Source organism: Pseudomonas sp. MWU13-2105, from assembly GCF_023242315.1.
Taxonomy (GTDB): Bacteria; Pseudomonadota; Gammaproteobacteria; order Pseudomonadales; family Pseudomonadaceae; genus Aquipseudomonas.
Genome location: NZ_JALLIY010000005.1, coordinates 47489 through 66324, shown reverse-complemented (window position 1 = coordinate 66324; position 18836 = coordinate 47489). Strand labels below are relative to the sequence as shown.

General features: G+C 60.6%; 14 protein-coding genes. 11 read left to right on the top strand and 3 right to left on the bottom strand.

Annotated features, from left to right (window positions below):
- Window positions 1-348 precede the first annotated feature (348 nt).
- The 6 genes from M5B96_RS08415 to M5B96_RS08390 are packed head-to-tail and all read left to right on the top strand — an operon-like array spanning window position 349 to window position 6402.
- Complete coding sequence (locus tag M5B96_RS08415) at window positions 349-1440, top strand: AMP-binding protein (RefSeq protein ID WP_248796224.1); 1092 nt, start codon at window positions 349-351, stop codon at window positions 1438-1440.
- A gap of 10 nt (window positions 1441-1450) precedes the next feature.
- Window positions 1451-2251, top strand: a complete 801-nt coding sequence (locus tag M5B96_RS08410) for an ABC transporter ATP-binding protein (protein WP_248796223.1) — start codon at window positions 1451-1453, stop codon at window positions 2249-2251.
- 2 nt (window positions 2252-2253) lie between these two features.
- Window positions 2254-3135, top strand: coding sequence for a branched-chain amino acid ABC transporter permease (locus M5B96_RS08405; RefSeq protein ID WP_248796222.1), 882 nt, complete (start codon window positions 2254-2256; stop codon window positions 3133-3135).
- Between the two features lie 20 nt (window positions 3136-3155).
- Window positions 3156-4223, top strand: a complete 1068-nt coding sequence (locus tag M5B96_RS08400) for a branched-chain amino acid ABC transporter permease (protein ID WP_248796221.1) — start codon at window positions 3156-3158, stop codon at window positions 4221-4223.
- Window positions 4224-4269: 46 nt separating this feature from the next.
- The gene (locus M5B96_RS08395; protein ID WP_248796220.1) at window positions 4270-5601 is read left to right on the top strand and encodes an ABC transporter substrate-binding protein; all 1332 of its coding nucleotides are present in this window, start codon (window positions 4270-4272) and stop codon (window positions 5599-5601) included.
- Window positions 5602-5607: 6 nt separating this feature from the next.
- The gene (locus tag M5B96_RS08390; RefSeq protein ID WP_248796219.1) at window positions 5608-6402 is read left to right on the top strand and encodes an ABC transporter ATP-binding protein; all 795 of its coding nucleotides are present in this window, start codon (window positions 5608-5610) and stop codon (window positions 6400-6402) included.
- Between the two features lie 77 nt (window positions 6403-6479).
- Here M5B96_RS08390 and M5B96_RS08385 read toward each other — a convergent pair whose 3' ends face one another.
- On the bottom strand, window positions 6480-8072 hold the full coding sequence (locus M5B96_RS08385) for a carbohydrate porin (protein ID WP_248796218.1): 1593 nt from the start codon (window positions 8070-8072) through the stop codon (window positions 6480-6482).
- 247 nt (window positions 8073-8319) lie between these two features.
- Between M5B96_RS08385 and M5B96_RS08380 the strand changes: the two genes are divergently transcribed.
- The 3 genes from M5B96_RS08380 (at window position 8320) to M5B96_RS08370 (ending at window position 12205) form a co-directional block, all read left to right on the top strand.
- Complete coding sequence (locus M5B96_RS08380) at window positions 8320-9612, top strand: MFS transporter (RefSeq protein ID WP_248796217.1); 1293 nt, start codon at window positions 8320-8322, stop codon at window positions 9610-9612.
- Window positions 9613-9625: 13 nt separating this feature from the next.
- Window positions 9626-11101: a glycoside hydrolase family 32 protein gene (locus M5B96_RS08375; protein WP_248796216.1), complete on the top strand. Its 1476-nt coding sequence runs from the start codon at window positions 9626-9628 to the stop codon at window positions 11099-11101.
- Window positions 11102-11206: 105 nt separating this feature from the next.
- A complete protein-coding gene (locus tag M5B96_RS08370; RefSeq protein WP_248796215.1) occupies window positions 11207-12205 on the top strand; it encodes a LacI family DNA-binding transcriptional regulator in 999 nt (332 codons plus the stop codon).
- 108 nt (window positions 12206-12313) lie between these two features.
- Here the strand turns inward: M5B96_RS08370 and M5B96_RS08365 are convergent, their stop codons facing one another.
- Window positions 12314-13036, bottom strand: a complete 723-nt coding sequence (locus tag M5B96_RS08365) for a pirin family protein (protein WP_248796214.1) — start codon at window positions 13034-13036, stop codon at window positions 12314-12316.
- A 223-nt stretch (window positions 13037-13259) separates the two neighbouring features.
- On the opposite strand from M5B96_RS08365, the gene M5B96_RS08360 reads away from it, so the two are divergent.
- Both M5B96_RS08360 and M5B96_RS08355 read left to right on the top strand, forming a co-directional pair.
- Entirely contained in the window at window positions 13260-14210 is a 951-nt protein-coding gene (locus M5B96_RS08360; protein WP_248796213.1) for a GlxA family transcriptional regulator, read from the top strand.
- A gap of 186 nt (window positions 14211-14396) precedes the next feature.
- Window positions 14397-15893 carry an ATP-binding protein gene (locus M5B96_RS08355; protein WP_248796212.1) on the top strand — a complete coding sequence of 499 codons (1497 nt, stop codon included), beginning with the start codon at window positions 14397-14399 and terminating at the stop codon, window positions 15891-15893.
- Here the strand turns inward: M5B96_RS08355 and M5B96_RS08350 are convergent.
- On the bottom strand, window positions 15840-18641 hold the full coding sequence (locus M5B96_RS08350; RefSeq protein ID WP_248796211.1) for an ATP-binding protein: 2802 nt from the start codon (window positions 18639-18641) through the stop codon (window positions 15840-15842). The genes M5B96_RS08355 and M5B96_RS08350 overlap by 54 nt on opposite strands.
- Window positions 18642-18836: the final 195 nt, after the last annotated feature.

Below are 18836 nucleotides of genomic sequence, written 5' to 3'. Positions count from 1 at the left end.
GGCAAGTCTGGGGCAGTGGCCGATGGCCCTGAGATGGCAACTACCGTGCCATTTTATTAAGTCTTTGATTTGTAATGACTCGTTCTGTTTTCGCAAAGCGCAGTGCTGTTGCTGACCGAAGCCAAGTGTTGATGTGTTGTTGTCTGGGCAACAGATGCTCGCAGTGGCTCGGTCAGGTGAGGCCACGGACGCGCTGTTGTTGAGGCAACAGGGATTAAGCAGGCTGTGCTCTGGCGATACAGGATCTCGTATCGGTGATATTGGTTAACTGATTGATATATATGTATTTATTTTGTGGCACGGAGACTGCTATAGCCATTGGCAGACAGTACTCCGAAGGATAGCCACATGACCCATACACTGCCCCAGGCCTTGTTGCTGCAAGCGAGGACCCGAGGCGCTGCGATCGCCCTGCGCTACAAGCGTCTGGGTATCTGGCACACCCGTAGCTGGAACGAGCTGGCGCAGGATGTCAGTCGTCTGGCGGCCGCGCTGCATCAGCGCGGGTTCAGACGCGATGATGACTTCCTGGTCATCAGCCAGGCCCGGGCCGAAGCTTTGTTGCTGGCTCTGGCCGCGCAATGGTTGGGTGGCAGTGTCACTCTACTGGACCCTGAGCTGGACAATCGGAAGCTGTTGAGCAGGCTGAAACCAAGCTTTGTGCTGGCTGAGGACTTGGGCGCGGTGCAGCAAATACGTAGTGTCGATGGCCCGCCACGACTCTTGCTGTATCTGGACGGGCGTGGCCTGAATGCCGCCGCCGATCATGGGTTGATCGCTTATTCCGAATTGTCCCGCGGGGTAACGGCCGATGTGCCGGCACCGGCCAATGAATCATCGGGCACGGCCTTTGTTTTTTATTCCGCTGCGCATGAGCGGTCCCGGCGTATGAGCCATGGGCAGTTGCTGGAGGGCGCCCGCGGGCTGGTGGAACAGGAGCGTTTGAATGCGGGCGAAGAGGCGTTGGCCGCTCGGGTGTTTGCCGCCAGCGGTCAAGCTCGTTACCTGTTAGCCCCGTGGCTGAGCGCCGGATTCTGCCTCAACTTTCCTGAAGCCTTGTCCACCCGCGATACCGACCGCCGCGAGCTGGGGCCAACCCTGGTGCTGGGTACTCGAGAATCCTACGCGCGGCTGGAGCAGTGGGCTCGTGAGCGCCTGCCATTGCCGGGCACGCTCGGTTATCAACTGTACCGCTGGGCAGTCGTATCGGATGTGGGCTTTTTTCGACGCTGGCTCGGCTACTGGTTGATCCGCAGGCCCTTGCTCGACGTACTGGGTATGAGCCGCTTGCGGGTCCCGTTGCTGGTGGGGCCCGGGCTGACCCGGGAGAGCGCCGAGTTCTTCGGTACCTTGGGTATCCGTCCACGAAACTGGCAGGAGCCACCTGCCCAGTGGGACCCCGACGAAGCCCAGGCCCACCTGATTTCCCACTCCGTCTGACGAGCCCCCCATGAGCGCACCGACTGAATCCGTATTACTGCGGCTCGATGACATCTCCTTGTCGTTCAAGGGCGTCAAGGCCATCACCTCCATCAGCTTCGCCGTGAAGACCGGGGAAATCTGCGCGCTTATCGGCCCCAATGGTGCCGGCAAAAGTTCGCTGCTGAACGTAATCAATGGTGTTTACCAGGCCCAGGACGGTAGCGTCAGCTACGCCGGGCAGACGCGGCGCCGCATGCGTCCGCACCAGGCCGCCGAGCGTGGGATTGCCCGGACCTTTCAAAACATCGCGCTGTTCAAGGGCATGAGCGTTCTCGACAACGTGCTGACGGGGCGCAATCTCAAGCGCCGCAGCAGTTGGGTGGAGCAGATGCTGCGCTTGGGCCGTGCCCCTCGCGAGGACGACGAGCAGCGCCTCCGCGCAGAACAGATCATTGAGTTCTTGCGCATCCATCCCTGGCGCCATGTGCTTGTAGGCAAATTGCCGTATGGACTGCAGAAACGCGTGGAGCTGGCCCGAGCGCTGGCGGCGGAGCCGAAACTGTTGTTGCTGGACGAGCCCATGGCCGGGATGAACGCTGAAGAGAAGGGGGAGATGAGCCAGTTCATCCGTGACATCAATCGTGAGTTCGGCACCACTGTCGTGCTGATCGAGCACGACATCGGAGTGGTCATGGGGCTTTGTGACCACGTGGTGGTGCTCGATTACGGCCGAAAAATTGGCGATGGCACCCCTGAACAGGTGCGCGCGAACCCTGATGTGATCGCGGCCTACTTGGGCTCGCGGCGTACCCGCACGGGGAGCCATTGAGCATGGAATTTTTCTTTGAAGTGCTGATTGGCGGCCTGTTGGCAGGCGTCATGTACGCCTTGGTCGCCATTGGTTTTGTGCTGATCTACAAGGCATCCGGCGTGTTCAATTTCGCCCAGGGGGCGATGGTGCTGTTCGCCGCACTGACCTTCGTCAGTTTGCTCGAGCGAGGCGTTCCATTCTTCTGGGCCTTTGTCGCGACACTGGCAAGCATGGTGGTGCTGGCCTTGCTGATCGAGAAAATGGTGCTTCGGCCTCTGGTCAATCGTCCGCCGATCATTCTGTTCATGGCCACCCTCGGGCTGTCTTACATGGTCGAAGGCCTCGCGCAGTTCCTCTGGGGCGCACAGGTCCACGGGCTTGAGCTGGGCATTGCCGATGAGCCACTTGAAATCCGCGGCATGCTGCTCTCGCAGTTCGACCTGTTTGCTGCGGGCACCGCCGCCACCCTGGTCATCGCCCTGTCGCTGCTGTTCAACAAAACTCGGGTTGGATTGTCCTTGCGCGCGGTCGCCGACGATCCGCTGGCGTCCCTGGCTGTGGGCATTCGTCTGCCACGGATCTGGGCACTGGTCTGGGCAGTGGCGGGGTTCGTTGGTTTGGTGGCCGGACTGCTTTGGGGAGCCCGGCTTGGGGTGCAGTTCTCTCTTTCGCTGGTGGTGCTCAAGGCCTTGCCGGTGCTGATCATCGGTGGCTTTTCCTCGATCGGCGGGGCGATTGTCGGAGGCTTGATTATTGGCGCGGCGGAAAAAGTCGCGGAGATCTACCTCGGCCCGATCATCGGCAGCGGGATCGAAAACTGGGTGCCTTACGTCCTCGCCTTGTTGTTTTTGCTGGTGCGTCCTGCCGGGTTGTTCGGCGAGCGGGCGATTGAGCGGGTCTGATTTTTTCAAGGAATGCCTCCATGCTTTATCAAGAAGCCGGTCAACTGAGCACCACCTACTCGGCCGAGCGCCGCACGTTTCGCCTGCGCCAGGACCGTCTGGGCCTGTGGCTGCTACTGGGCTTTGCTTTTACCGCGGTGCCCTGGCTGGGCAATGACTATTGGTTCAGCGCGATTCTGGTTCCGCTGCTGGTGCTATCCCTGGCGGGGCTGGGACTCAATGTACTGACCGGCTACGCCGGGCAATTATCCCTGGGCTCGGCGGCGTTCATGGCGGTGGGAGCTTTTGCGGCCTACAACCTCCAATTGCGGGTACCGGGTATGCCCTTGTTGGTGAGTTTTTTACTGGGAGGAGGCATCGCGGCGCTGGTGGCTGTGCTCTTCGGGTTGCCGAGCCTCAGGATCAAGGGGTTTTACCTGCTGGTTGCGACGTTGGCCGCTCAGTTCGTCGTGGAGTGGGTACTGACCCGGTTCAGTTGGTTCACCAATGACAACGCGTCCGGGGTCATCACCTCGCCACCGCTGCTGATTGCCGGACTGGACTTCAGCTCGCCCCGCGGTCGTTATCTGTTGACCTTGAGCTGGGTGGTGGTGTTGTTCTGGTTGGGCAAGAACCTGGTGCGCAGCGAGTTGGGTCGCAACTGGATGGCGGTACGTGACATGGACACGGCCGCCGCAGTGATCGGCATCCGCCTGTTCAAGGCCAAGCTGCTGGCGTTTGCCATCAGTGGCTTTTACCTGGGCATCGCGGGCTCGCTCTGGGCGTTTGCCTACCTGGGGACGGTGGAGCCCCATGGCTTTGACCTCAGCCGCTCGTTCCAAGTGCTGTTCATCATCATCATCGGCGGCCTGGGCAGTGTGCTCGGCAACTTTCTTGGGGCTGCCTTCATCGTCTTGTTTCCGATCCTGCTGGCCAATCTTTGCGCGCTTTTACCCGCTGGGTTGATCGACTCCGGCCAGTTGGAAAACATTCAAAAGATGCTCTTCGGCGCGCTGATCATCGCTTTCCTGATCAAGGAACCCGAGGGGCTGGCCCGACTCTGGCAACGCTTGCGCCAACGGGCTCGGGTCTGGCCGCTGCGTTACTGACTTGTTTTATCCCTGACCACATCGATCCCCACGAGGAACTGCCTTTATGACTCACCGCACACCGCTGCGCCGCCTGGCGTTAGGCTTGGCCTTTATCACAGCAGGACTCAGCGCCGGCGCCCAGGCTGACAACGAACAGTACTTTCCTTTGCAGAGCTATCGGGTCGGGCCGTACGCCGCTGGGGGCACCGGCTTCTTCGGTGGGTTTATCGACTATCTGCAATACATCAACGCCAAGGGCGGAGTGAACGGCGTCAAGCTGACTTGGAGTGAATGCGAAACCGAGTACGTGGTGGAGAAGGGGGTTGAATGCTATGAGCGCCTCAAAGGCGGCCTCAACGGTGCGCCAGCGGCCGCCACCAACCCGCTGTCGGTGGGTATTGCTTATGCAACGATCGAGCGTTCGACGGCTGACAAGCTGCCGTTGATCACCATCAACCATGGGCGTACGGACTCCACCGACGGCAGCGTCTTCCCCTATGTGTTTCCGTTGCAGCTCAACCCCTATTCGGAAGTGTCGGCGATCATCAATTACATTGGCCAGCGCGAAGGCGGAGCAGACAAGCTCAAGGGCAAGAAAATAGCCGTGCTTTACCATGGTTCGCCGTATGGCAAGGAAACCAATGGCGTGCTGGAAACCTTGGCAAAAAACGCCGGCTTTGAACTGACCCTGCTGGAAGTCCCGCATCCCGGTAACGAGCAGCAGTCCCAGTGGCTGAACATCCGCCGCCTCAAGCCTGACTGGGTGATCCTGCGCGGCTGGGGGGTGATGAACCCGGTGGCGTTGAAGTCGGCGCAAAAGGTCGGCTACCCGGCGGATCACATCATTGGCAATATCTGGAGTAACTCGGAGGAAGACGTGGTACCGGCAGGGGCCGCCGCCAAAGGGTACATCTCCATCACCACCCATCCATCGGGGACAGACTTCCCGGTGCTGCAAGGTATCAAACAGAGCGTGGTGGATGCCGGCAAGGGTAACCTGGCCGATCCGAAGCGCTTTGGTACCGTGTACTACAACCTCGGCGTGGTGAACGGCATTCTCAACGTCGAAGCCGTGCGTCTGGCTCAGGAAAAGTATGGTGACAAACCGCTGACTGGTGAGCAGGTGCGTTGGGGCTTCGAGCACCTGAGTCTCGATGACGCTCGCTTGCAGGCATTGGGTGCCAAAGGGCTGGTGCAGCCATTGAAACTGTCTTGCTCCGATCATGAAGGCGGTGGTGCCGTGCGCTTTCAGCAATGGGACGGTCAGCGCTGGAACCTGATCAGTGACTGGGTCCAGGCCGACCGTGCTTTACTGCGGCCGATCATCGAGGCTTCCGCGGCCCAGTATGCAAAGGAAAAAGGCATTACCCCGCGCAACTGCAGCCAGGAGCAATAGGGCCCGATGAACCAGAGCCTACAGGCCGCCCCGCCGTTGCTGAGCGTGGAACAGGTCGAAGTTTTCTACGAACAGTCGATTCTCGCCTTGCGCGATGTATCGCTGCAGGTCGGCAAGGGGCAGATGGTAGCTTTGCTTGGAGCAAATGGTGCAGGCAAAAGCACCACCCTGAAGGCGATTTCCAGTCTTGTGCGGGCCGAGCGCGGTGAGGTGACCAAGGGCAGGGTTCTGTATCAGGGGCAAGTCATTACCGATGCAGACCCCGCCAGCCTGGTGTTGGCGGGGCTGGCCCAGGTACTTGAAGGGCGGCACTGCTTCACTCACCTGGGTGTCGAGCAAAACCTGCTGATCGGTGGATTTGTCGGGCGGCCATCGCGCAAGGTGCTGAGTCAACGTCTGGAGCGCATCTACACGTACTTCCCCAGGTTGCGGCTGCTACGCAAGCGCCTGGCCGGCTACACCTCAGGTGGCGAGCAGCAAATGGTCGCCATCGGGCGTGCCCTGATGTCCGAGCCGCGACTCTTGCTGCTTGATGAACCGTCTATGGGCCTGGCGCCCCAAGTGGTCGAGGAAATCTTCGAAATCCTCGCCCGGCTCAATCAGGAGGAGGGGTTGAGTCTGCTGGTGGCGGAGCAAAACATCAACATTGCCCTGGATTACGCTCAGTATGCTTTTGTGCTGGAGAACGGCCGGGTGGTGGATGCCGGTTCGGCAGCCGAGTTGGCCGGACGTGAGCAGTTGCAGAACTACTATCTGGGCGTGGCGGGGGACTCTGCCGCGGACCAGCCGGGCCGAAGTTAGTGCATGGCCGATCTGCCGGAGAAGCCAGCAGATCGGGCCGGCTTAAATGTCTACTTCAGCTTCCCATGGCGGCACCGCTAGAACCAGGTTTCCATTTGCACCCCCAGTTGCCAGACGCCTCCAGACCTGAAGCCCTTCTGGCCGAAATCATCGGTTGAGCTGAAGTTATCGAGGCTCCTGGACCAGTTCATATAGGTGGCGAACAGGCGCAACTCAGGGCGCGTGAAGAAGTCGCCGGTTTGCAGCTTGAAGGTGGGCGCCAACGTGAATTTCCAATAGTCGCCGTCGGCTGTATGGCGGCCGGCATAACCCCGCGCATCCAAGTCCATGGTCTGCCAGCTCAGCTCATATTGCATTTCGAAGTTGCGGCTCAGTTCATTGGCCAATCGCACGTTGAGCGTCAAGTAGCGATAGTCGTCGCCGGGGACATAGCGATCCTGGCTATGCTCGGCAATCAGGGCCGGCGCGATACGCCAATCGTCATTCAGGCGAGTATGGCCATAGAGTGCCAGCCGCAACGTCTGGGCCTGTTCAAGCAAGTCGCCATCGGCGCCAATGTTGTTGACCTCCGCTCCCAGCCCTTTGCCGTACAGCAACGCCGCTTTGAAATAGCCTTCACGACCAAAAAAGTCTGGCCGATGGTAGGCGAACATGCCATGCGAGCCGCTTTCGGCAGGGCTGAATCCCGATGCATTCAGCCGGGTGCCGCCCGCCATCAGCTTGGCGTCGTTCTGCCTTGAAGCAATGCCATTGAGCATGAGCTGCCAGCGACCATCATCGAAAAACTGGTTGAGGGTCGCGACATAGCTCCTGATGTCCTTGTTTTCCTCCGTGCCGAAATCGCCGTAGGAACGGCTCATCAGGGAGGCATTGATCCGCCAGTCATCGGCAAGGCGTACGTCGTAGATCCCACCGCCGGTCCCGGCCAGGAACACAATGCCCCGGTCGAGCCAATGGATGTCGTAATTGTCTCGATCAAAGCGCTTGCCGGCCCATAAGGTCGCGTCGCGCAACATGGGCGTATTCTGGAATGACGCCAGATGGCTGAGTTCGGCATAGGACTGGCGCACATTGAGCGAGCTTTGCGCTGCGGTCCAATCGTTGGGTGTTTCCACGCCGTCTGCGATCTCAAACAGGTACTTGGAGCGCGTGCCGTTGTCGGCTTGGCTTTGTTTCGAGAGTTTCGCCTCTGCGTAGGTGTCCACCTCATTGCCAAGCCGCCCAACCGACCCACCAATCGACCCGGCAGGGGTGATGTTGGGGCCACCCCGACCGGCGCCTCGGCCATCGCTCATCATCCCGGAACGGGCATACGCGCTAAAGGAGAAACCTTGCGTGACGTCCTGGATCGAATCAACTGAGGAGGCGAGGGTGGAGGTGCGCTGCTCCATGGACTGCTGGCGTGTTTCAATCCGGGCGACTCTCTCGCCTAGAGGCAATTGTGCTGGTGTAGGTGACGCGGCATTGACGGCGAGCTGACTCTTGAGGCGCTCGACCTCCCTGTGCAATTGGACAGCATCGGTTTCAGCCGCCGCCGCTCGCTTCTCGGCGGTGGCGGTCCTGGCCTCCAACTGAGCGAGACGCTCCTCAACGGTCAAGGCCGGTTCGGCAAGCAGGTTGGTGGTTGAAAAAAGCAGGGCAAAGATACCCAGAAGCGGCGTATTACGCATGCTGACCCTCTTGTTTTTGTATTGGGGCACTACACACCTTTCAGACGAGTCCTTGTCCCTGGTCCAACAGGCCTTTGCCAGAGACCGCAAGTGCTCCTGGAGCCGCCGGTAGCGCGGCTTTTGCCCAGCTTGCTCATCGCGATATCACCGGCAGTTGCACTCAACCCACTTGACAACGAGCCCGTCCAGGACGCGTAATGTGTTGCGATGTTAACGTTAACTAAAATAAAAACAAGAGGACTGTTCGATGCCGATTTCAATGAAACGTGAGTACTGGCTCATCAGTGGTTTGCTGTATTTTTTCTTCTTCTCGTGGTCATCCAGCTACTCGCTGTTCTCGATCTGGCTGCATCGAGTCATCGGCCTGAATGGCACGGAAATCGGCTTTGTTTTCGCGGCCAACGCCATTGCGGCGCTGCTGATTCAGCCGTTCTATGGCGCGCTTCAGGATCGGCTTGGCCTGTCGAAAAAACTGCTGGTGTGGATCGGCCTCCTGCTCTGTGCGTCGGCCCCGTTTGCGATTTACGTATATGCCCATCTGCTGGCTCAGAACGTGGTGTTGGGGGCGGTGGTCGGCGCGGCTTTTCTGGCCTTGGCCATGCTCGCGGGCGTGGGCGTGATCGAGTCCTATACGGAGCGATTGTCGCGTCATGCGGACCTTGAGTTCGGGACCACCAGAATGTGGGGGTCGCTGGGCTGGGCCAGCGCGACGGGCGTGGTTGGCGTGGTCTTCAACATTGACCCGGACATCGCGTTTTACCTGAGCAGCGCTGCCGGCGTTGCATTCTTGTTGATCCTCTCCAGGCTGGATTTGAGCCGCTTCGGTCAACCCCGGGTGCAAGCCGGCGAGGGGGCAGCGAAGCCCGTGCGCCTGCACGATCTGTGGAAGTTGCTGAGACTGCCGCGTTTTTGGGCATTCAGCTTGTACCTGACCGGTGTGTGCGGGATCTACATGATCTACGAACAACAGTTTCCGGTGTATTTCTCCTCTTTCTTCCCGACCCCGGAGCAGGGCACCCGTGCTTATGGCTACCTGAATTCATCGCAGGTGCTGCTTGAGGCGGTATTGATGTTGTTCGCGCCATGGCTGGTCAGCCGTACAGGCGCCAAATACGGACTGATTCTGGCGGGCAGCATCATGTTCGTCCGGATTCTTGGCTCCGGGCTGGCAACGCAGGCCTGGAGCATCGCCGCCTGCAAGATGTTGCATGCGTTGGAAGTGCCCATCCTCCTGGTTTCGGTATTCAAGTACATATCGATTAACTTCGATTCGCGGCTGTCCGCCTCGATCTATCTGGTGGGATTCCAGTTCGCCCAGCAATTGACCGCGATGCTGCTTTCGCCGCTGGTGGGCTACGGCTACGACCATGTCGGTTTCTCGAGCGTTTACGTGCTGATGGCTGGCCTGGTCGGCGGTTGCCTGCTGCTGTCATGGACCTTGTTGCGCTCCGATCCTGTCGGCACATCTTCTCCAGCCAAGGTTGTCGAACCGCTGGAGCTTCCTGCCATTGTTCAATCCGCCACTCGTTACGAACCCTAGTAAGGATCAAGCCATGCACGCTGCACTGCTGGATGAAGCGCATCGCGCCATCGAAAGAAAAATACCCGAACGCGGCGATGACTATCGCCTCGGCTATCACCTATCGCCTCCGGCGGGATGGATGAATGATCCGAACGGGTTGGTCCATTTTCGCGGTGAATACCATGTGTTCTACCAGCATCACCCATACTCTGCGCACTGGGGCCCGATGTACTGGGGGCACGCCAAGAGCCGCGACCTGGTGCATTGGGAGCATCTGCCCATCGCCTTGGCGCCCAGTGATAACTACGATCGGGACGGGTGTTTTTCAGGATCGGCGGTGGTCATGGATGACCGGCTTTATCTGATCTACACCGGGCACACCTGGTTGGGCGCTTCGGGTGATGACCAGAACATTCGCCAGGTCCAATGCCTGGCCAGTAGCACAGATGGCCTCTCGTTCACGAAACACGGGCCAGTGATCGAGGCGGCACCGGATCCGGACATCATGCATTTCCGTGACCCCAAGGTCTGGCGACAAGGCGAGCAATGGTGGATGGCCCTGGGGGCGCGCCAGGGAGATGACCCGCAACTGCTGCTCTATCGCTCCGAGGACCTGCACCACTGGCAATACCTGGGCTGCGCCCTGAAAGGTGTGCGCGAGTCAGACGGCTACATGTGGGAATGTCCGGACCTGTTCGAGCTCGGCGGGTGCGACGTCTTTCTCTATTCGCCGCAAGGTTTGAAACCCAACGGCTACGATAACTGGAACAAGTTCCAGAACAGCTACCGGCTGGGCCAATTGGATGACTGCGGGCACTTGAGCGAGTGCGGCAAGCTGTACGAGCTCGATCACGGTCACGATTTTTATGCTGCGCAGACACTGCTGGCGCCAGACGGGCGACGTTTGCTTTGGGCGTGGATGGATATGTGGGACAGCCCGATGCCGAGCCAGGCGCAACACTGGTGTGGCGCGCTTTCGTTGCCGCGTGAGTTGAGTCGCGACGGCGAACGGTTGCGCATGCGTCCGGCCCGAGAACTGAAAGCGCTACGGCAAGCCAAACGAACTTTGCAGATCGGCGTGATCGAATCACGCAGTTGCTCACTCGATGTACGCGGTGCACTGCTGGAACTTGAATTCGAACTGGACCTCGCGGGTAGTACCGCTGAGCGCTTTGGTCTGGCGCTGCGTTGCAGTGAAGACCAGCAAGAACGCACATTGCTGTACTTCGATGCCATGGCTCGACGCTTGGTGCTCGACAGGCAATGCTCGGGCGCAGGCGTAAGCGGTGTTCGTAGCGTACCGGTGGCACCGGGGCAGCAGCAGATCGCCCTGCGGGTCTTTCTGGATCGTTCGTCCATCGAGGTGTTCGTCGACGACGGCACCTATAGCCTTACCAGTCGTATTTATCCACGGCCCGACAGCCTCGCCGTCAGTGCATTCGCGGTCAATGGGGCTGGGCGGTTCGGGGAGACTGCTGTCTGGAATCTCGCCGATCTCAAGCTCTGATGCCAACGGATGTGCCATTGATGCCATCAGCCGCTGGGCATGGTGCTGTTATGCATTTACCAAGCATGACATGATGACCAGCCTGACAAGCAATGGCACCCGCGAATGGCTTCAGTTAAAGATGTCGCACGGCTGGCGGGGGTTTCCTTCATGACCGTTTCCAGGGCACTCAACACCCCGGAAAAACTGAACCAGGAAACCCTGGCGAAAGTTCGTCAAGCGATTGAGACCCTGGGTTATGTCCCCAGCCTTTCCGCTCGCAAGATCCGTGGTGGTCACTCCAGTGGCAAGACCATTGGCGTCTTCGCGCTTGATACCGCGACAACGCCCTTCGCCGTGGAAATGCTCCTGTCAATGGAGCGCACGGCACGGGAAAACGGCTGGAACGTTTTCATCCTCAACGTGTTCGAAGCACCGCCGAACCAGCAAACCATCGATCTGATGCTGTCGCATCAACCCGACGGAATCATCTTCAGCGCCATGCAGTTACGCACCGTCGAAATTCCCCAGGTACTGCGCAGCCTGCCCCTGGTGCTGAGCAACTGCATCAGTTCGCAACCCGGCGTTGCATGCTACATACCGGACGATGAAGAGGGTCAGTATCAGGCGGTAAAAAACGCCTTGAAGCGCGGCTACCGGCGTCCGCTGTGCATCAGCCTGCCGCAAAGCAGCCTGGCCTGGGAGTGGCGTCAGCGCGGGTTGGTTCGCGCCCTCGCCGAGGTCCGCCTGTCGTTGGACGATATTGCCCAATACAACCTGTCGACCGACGATGCTTATCAGGAAACAATGGTCGCGCTGGAACAGCAATTGCGCGGCCCGGATGGCAAGCCGGCGTTTGACCTGCTTATCTGTGGCAACGACCGCATTGCGCTGGTCGCCTATCAATACCTGCTCAGCCGTGGCCTGCGCATTCCAGAGGACGTGGCGGTCCTTGGTTACGACAACATGATCGGGGTGGCCGAGTTGTTCTATCCGCCGCTGAGTACTGTGCAACTACCGTACTACGAGATGGGGCGTCGTGCTGCCGAGCACGTGATTCAACGTCGGGACGACCCCACGACCCACCGGGTTGCGTGCCCGCTCGTCGAGCGTGAGTCCTGGTGACGACGCTCAGATTGTTTGCCCAGGCCATGAGGGAGTGGGCGAGCCAAGGGCTGTGAACGATAGGCAAAATGAGTGAAGCCCGGGGTATAGGCCCCGGGCCCGCTACACTCACGGCATCTGCGGCAGTTCCTGAGGCCGCAGATCGAACACCAGCACCTCGGCATCCACGCCGTTGCTCAAGGTCAGCAGCTGTTCATCCCGAACCCGCACGCCATCGCCTTCCTGCAACGACATGCCGTTGAGTTCGACATTGCCCCGAGCCACGTGCACATAGGCGTAGCGGTTGGCGGCCAACTCCAGGCTGGCGCTTTCCTTGCCGTCAATCAGCGCGGCATAAACCCGTGCATCCTGACGCACGCTGAGCGAGCCGTTGGCCCCGTCAGGCGAGATGATCAGTTGCAGCCGGCCGCGTTTTTTCTGGGTACTGAAGTGCTCTTGCTGATAACGCGGCTTGGCGCCGCCGACGTCCGGCACGATCCAGATTTGCAGGAAGTGCACCGGCCGGTTTGCCGAGTGGTTGTACTCGCTATGCGCCACACCGCTGCCGGCGCTCATCAATTGCACATCGCCAGGGCGGATCACCGAACCGGTGCCGAGGGTGTCCTTGTGTTCCAGGGCGCCTTCGAGCACATAGGAGAAAATCTCCATGTCCCGATGTGGGTGTTGGCCGAACCCCTTGCCGGCGGCCACCCGGTCGTCGTTGATCACCAGCAGGTCGGAAAAACCCTGCTCCCGCGGGTTGCGGTAGTTGGCGAAGGAAAAGGTGTGGTACGACTTCAACCAACCGTGATTGGCCGCGCCACGCTCAGAAGCTTTGCGAAGGGTCAGCATGATGAGATCTCCTTTGGGGACGTGTATTCGTCCGAGTGAGGAGAAGGTTAATGTTTACCTTTGAGTGCAATAAGTAGGTGAAAACTGAAATACTGTCTCGCTCAGGTTGACAATTGTGTGGCGTGAATCACGTATTCTTAGTCGATGATCGCGCTACGCTTGCTCATACTGTTGAACAACGATGTGACGCTTCCATTTCTTTGATATCAGTGATTTCCAACCCATGAAAACAGTGGCAATGGTGCTGTTCCCGGACTTTCTTCTGCTCGACATGGCTGGGCCCATGGAGGTGTTTTCCATCGCCAATCGTTATCTGGACCCGGACGAGCACTATCAGCTGTCGATGATCGGCACCGAGCACGGTGCGCTGCGCGCTTCCAACGGTGTCCGGGTCCAGGCCGACTTGCATATCGACCAGGCGTGCGGGGACTATGACCTGTTGCTGGTACCTGGGGGCCCCGGGGCCTACAACGAAAAACATCCGCCGCTGCTCGCCTGGCTCCAGAACGCTGTGCGCCGGGCAACCGTCTATGGCTCGATTTGCACGGGGGCGTTCGTGCTGGGGAACGCGGGTCTACTGGATGGCTATCGCGTCACTACTCATTGGCACTATACGGAACGGTTGATCAAGGGTTTCCCCAAGGCGACGGTGGAGATCGACCAGATTTACGTCCAGGACCGCAACCTGATCACCTCTGGCGGCGTCACCGCTGGCATTGACCTGGCACTGGCGGTGGTCGCCCAGGATCATGGCAAGAAAGTCGCCCAGGACGTGGCCAAGGTGTTGCTGGTGGTGATGAAGCGCCAGGGCGGACAGGCGCAGTTCAGTCCGTTGACGGCTGCGGTGGCGCCGCAGGAAACCCCGGTGACCCGGGTGCAGAATCATCTGCTTGAACACCTCGATGAAGTTTTCAGCGTCGAACGCATGGCCAGCCTGGCGAATATGAGTGCACGGCATTTCGCCCGGATATTTGCCCGGGAAGTGCACATGACGCCGATGGCGTTTCTGCAAAACGCGCGTATCGACTGCGCCAGGCGCCTGTTGGAAACCAGCGACTTGCCGCTCAAGACCGTGGCCTACAAATGCGGCTTCGGCAGCGTGCGGCACATGCGTTTTCTGTTCAGTGAAAAACTGGGCTTGACCCCCACCCAGTACCGCGAACAGTCCAGCTAGAGCGTTCTTGTCCGTTCCACGCACCGCGATGGCCGTGACGCTCCCCCCATGGCGGTTGTACCGTCACCCATGCCTGCCAAGATATCCATGAACTTTTAGCCATGGAGCTGCGGGAACCTGGATAGACGGGCGCAATGGAAGAGGCAGTACCTTGGGCCGGGCCAGGTTTTCAGCATGTGAGCGTGCATGAACAGCCTCAGAGATTTAAATAGCGATGCGCCGTTGGGCTTCGGTCCCTATGTGTTCCACCTGGGGCAAAGATTGATTCTGGACGGTGAACGGCCGCTGCGCATGGGCGGGCGGGCACTGGATATTTTGCAGGTGCTGGTCGAGCGCGCCGGCAAGGTGGTCGGCAAGGACGAACTTATTGCGCTTGTCTGGCCCACCTCGGTGGTTGAGGAAATCAATCTGCGGGTGCACATCGCCGCCCTGCGTCGGGCCCTGGGTGACGGCCAGGAGGGACAACGCTACATCGTCAACATCCCCCAGCGCGGTTATGTCTTCATCGCCCCGGTGCAGCGGTTTGCGCGGGGCACGCCGATGGCGATCGACAGCCTGCACAAGCAACGGCATAACTTGCCCGCGCGACTGACATCGGTCACCGGTCGAGACTCGATGGTCGGCAGTGTGGTCCGGCAGTTGCCCGTTCGCCGTTTCATGACCCTGGTTGGCCCCGCCGGCATCGGCAAGAGCACGCTGGCCTTGCGTGTCGCTGAACTGTTGTTGCAGCACTACCGCGACGGTGTCTGGCTCATTGATCTGTCGCTCATCGACGATCCGGCGCGGCTTATCGAGCACCTGCTACACACCCTTGAACTGGACGGGGGGCTGGACGCCCTGATGCCATGGCATGCCTTGCTGGTGTTCGATAATTGCGAGCATCTGCTCGAAGGCTGTCGAACCCTGGTCGAGGCATTGCTGGTGTCGTCGCCACGGCTGTCGATCCTGGTCACCAGCCGCGAACCGCTCCGGGCATTGGCAGAAACCGTGCAGCCTGTGCCGCCCCTGGCCGTGCCGCCCGCGTCGGCGTTGCACAGTGTGGCGGAAGTCATGGGCTATTCGGCAGTGCAGCTGTTTGTCAGCCGGGCCCGGGCCTGTCAGCCAGCCTTTACCTTGCGCGAACGGGACCTCAAGGTCGTGCGCGAAATCTGCCGTCGACTCGACGGTTTGCCGTTGGCCATCGAGCTGGCCGCGGCGCAGATCGATGCGCTGGCACTGGTGGGGCTGCAAGCCCAGTTGGGCAACTGCCTGCAACTGCTGACGCAAGGTCGGCGCACCGCCGTTCCACGGCATCAAACCCTCAAATCCGCCCTGGAGTGGAGCTATCAGCGGCTCAGCCCGTTGGAGCAAACCGTGCTGCTGGGGCTGGCGGTGTTCAAAATGGCCGTTACGCTGGAGGTGGCCATCGGCGTCATCAGTTGTGTGGTGCTGCGCCCCACCAGTCTGGAGGACGTGGTGGAGCGACTGGCGCGCAAATCGCTGCTGTCGGTGGAGCAGGGGAATGGTATGACGCGTTACCGGCTTCTCAACACCACCCGCACCTTTGCCCTGGAAAAGCTTGAGCACAGCGGGTTGCTGCGGGTGTTTGAAACACGTTATGCGCGCTATTTCAGTCGGGCGCGTTGGGTGTCAAGCGGCCCGGTGTCGCTGCAGCTCGTCGAGCAACTGCCGGACTTTGGTTAGATCCGGCGTGGCAAAGCCTTCGGTGAACCGGGCGTAGATCGGCGCGAGCAACTCATGAGCTTGCTGGTAGTGCCCCTGGCGCTGCCAAAGCTGTGCCAGTGAGGTGGCACTGCGCAACTCCCAGGCCAGGGCACCTTGGGCTTTTGCCACGGCCAATGCCTTGAGCAAAACCGTCTCGGCCTCGCTCGCGCAGTTTGCCGTCAGCAGCGTATCGGCCCTGGCCCGCAGGATTTCCGCCGTGCTCCAGCCCGCCGTGCCGGCTTCGGCCCGTTCCAGCAAGGTGTCATCGATGCAGCTGGGGTCCAGCGTCACCATGATTTCCTTGATCAAGCCGCTGCTGGGTGGCGGTGGGGTATTCCGTTCGGCGCCCTCTATCACCAGGGCATAGTGCCTGGCCCAGGTGTAGAACAGCAGGACCGAATGCTTCTGTGCCTGCTCCAGCAGCAGTTGCAGGCGTTCGCTGGCGGTCCTGGTGTCGCCGTTGTAGTGGGCGATCAGACAGCCGGACAGCGCCAGGGTATAGCAGATGGACGTGCCGTGATCGATCTGGATCGCGATGTCCAGGGCTTGGCGAGCCGTGTGCCAGGCTTTTTCCGGATGGCCTTGCAACCAGAGGATCCGCGCCAGGATCGTCAGGGCGGCGACGCTCTGGTCGTATTGCACGCCGAAGCCGCAGGTGAAACGGTTGAGGTGCCCGCTCTGGGCCATGCGCTGGATGACTTGCTCGGCATTCTCGCGCGCCTGCCGCTGATCGCCGGCAAAGTGCAGGGCCAGCACCCGCAGGCGGTGGGTGCTGAGGGACATCGCGGCATGCGCTTCGCCGTGTAGTCCCAGTTGGTCGAACTGCTGGCTTTGCTCCAGGGCCTGTCGGTAGTTGCCGCAACTGAGGTTGACCGCCATGTGCCCGGACACCGCCTTGAGCTGGCCGACCACATCGTTGCACTGTTCGGCCAGAGCCCTGGCATGCACGAAGGCTTCGACCGTTTCTGTGCTGCCGCCCTGGGCGTGATAGCAGGAGCTGCCGAGGGCCAGCTTGAGGGCCATGCTCAAACGCGGGCACGGCTCGTCTGTGCTGGCAAGCAGCGCCAGGGCTTTACGCACGGAGGTACCGTGTTCCTTTAACAGTGACAGTTCCTGCCACAGTGGCGTGGAGGCCGCGGTCAGTCGGATTGCCAACAGCTGCGGGCCGTGGGCATTCAAGCCCCAGTCGAGCGCCGCGCGGATGTCTTCCAGGCTTCTGGCGTAACGCTCGATCCACAGCTCGGAGGGGGTTTGCTCCCAGTCCTCCTGGGCCTGATGCATCAGGGCCAGGCAACGCTCGGCGTGGCGCTCGCGGGTCGCCAGAGTTTCAGCGGCCTGGTCGAGTTTTTCCAGCGCATAGCTGCGGGTGGTGTCCAGCAGGCGATAAAATACCTCTTCGTCGCCGACCTCCACGTTCAACAAGGACTTGGCCACCAGTTGTGTGATCGAGGCAAAAACCACCTTGGATTCGATGTATTCGCCCACGATCACCGCCGCCGCCGACTCCAGGGTAAAACCGCCCCTGAATACCCCCAGCCGGCGCAGGCAGGCCTGCTCGCAGGGGGTGAGCAGCTCGAAGCTCCAGTCCAGTGTTGCACGCAAGGTCTGATGACGGCCCAGCGTCGCCTGGGAGCCTTGGGTCAGCAGGCGAAAGCTGCCTTGCAGTTGTGTCAGCAATCCATCGAGCCCGAGGTTGGCGACCTGCGCCGCAGCCAGTTCGAGCGCCAATGGAATGCCGTCCAGGCGCCGACAGATTTCAATCGCCAGGGGCAGTTCGGCATCGCTCAATTCGAAATGGTCGTGGCTGGCCATCGCCCGCTCGACGAACAATTGCAGGGCCGAAAAGCCCAGGGCCTGGGTGCGGTCCAGCACGGCGATGGGTGGTGGGCAGTCCAGCGATTCGAGGCGCTGCACGATTTCCCCTTCGGCTCGCAGGCTCTCCCGGCTGGTGGCCAGGATATGCACGTGTGGCGCGCTACGCAGGATGCTCTCGCAGAGCAGTGCAATGGCCTCGATCACATGTTCGCAGTTGTCGATGACCAGCAGCATCCGCCGTCCGCGCAGAAACGTGGCCAGGCAGCTCATCGGTTCATCGTCGTGCAGGGCCAGGCCCAGCAGCGTCGCCAGATGCGCGTTGATCATCAGTGGGTCATTGATCGGCGCCAGGTCCAGCAGCCGGATGCCGTCCTGGTAGTGACCGATCAATTGTTCGGCGACGCGCAGGGCCACCGTGGTCTTGCCGATGCCGCCGGGGCCGACCAGGGTGATGAAACGTTGGTTGGCCAGTTGCGTCACGACGCTCTCCACCAGCGCCTGGCGCCCGATCATGCGGGTGCGCCGCACCGGGAGGTTATGAGCGCTCGGCTCGGCTGAGTCGCTTTCCGGGCTTGCTCCGATGGACTCGACAGAGAACGGCGCGACAAAGCTGTAGCCCCGTTGAGCGACGGTGACGATGTAGCGCTGGCCGGCCTGGCCGTCACCGAGGGCCTTGCGCAGGGCGGCCATGTGCACCCGCAGGTTGGTGTCTTCGACCACGCTTTTGGGCCAGACCCGGGCGATCAGTTGCTGCTTGCTGACCACATTCCCGGCGTGCTCCAGCAGGATCAACAGAATGTCCATGGCGCGTCGACCCAGGCGCAGGGGTTGCTCGCCCTCCATGACCAGGCGTTGTCCAGGGTAGATCCGGTAGGGGCCGAAGTGCACGGCCTGCGCGGGGGAAAGGGTCAACGGTTCACTCCTGCTGTTTCTCAGATGGTCGGCCCTGCTGCTTCTGGTGGCAGAGGGTAGATAAGGACCCGGCACCCGGGCCTGAATCCTCCTCTCACGCGGTATCCGGACATGTTCCCAGGTTTTTTCGCCAGCGCAATGTGGTGGCGCGTTGACCTACGGCGGAGCGTCATCCCGTCACCACCGACAGGCGCC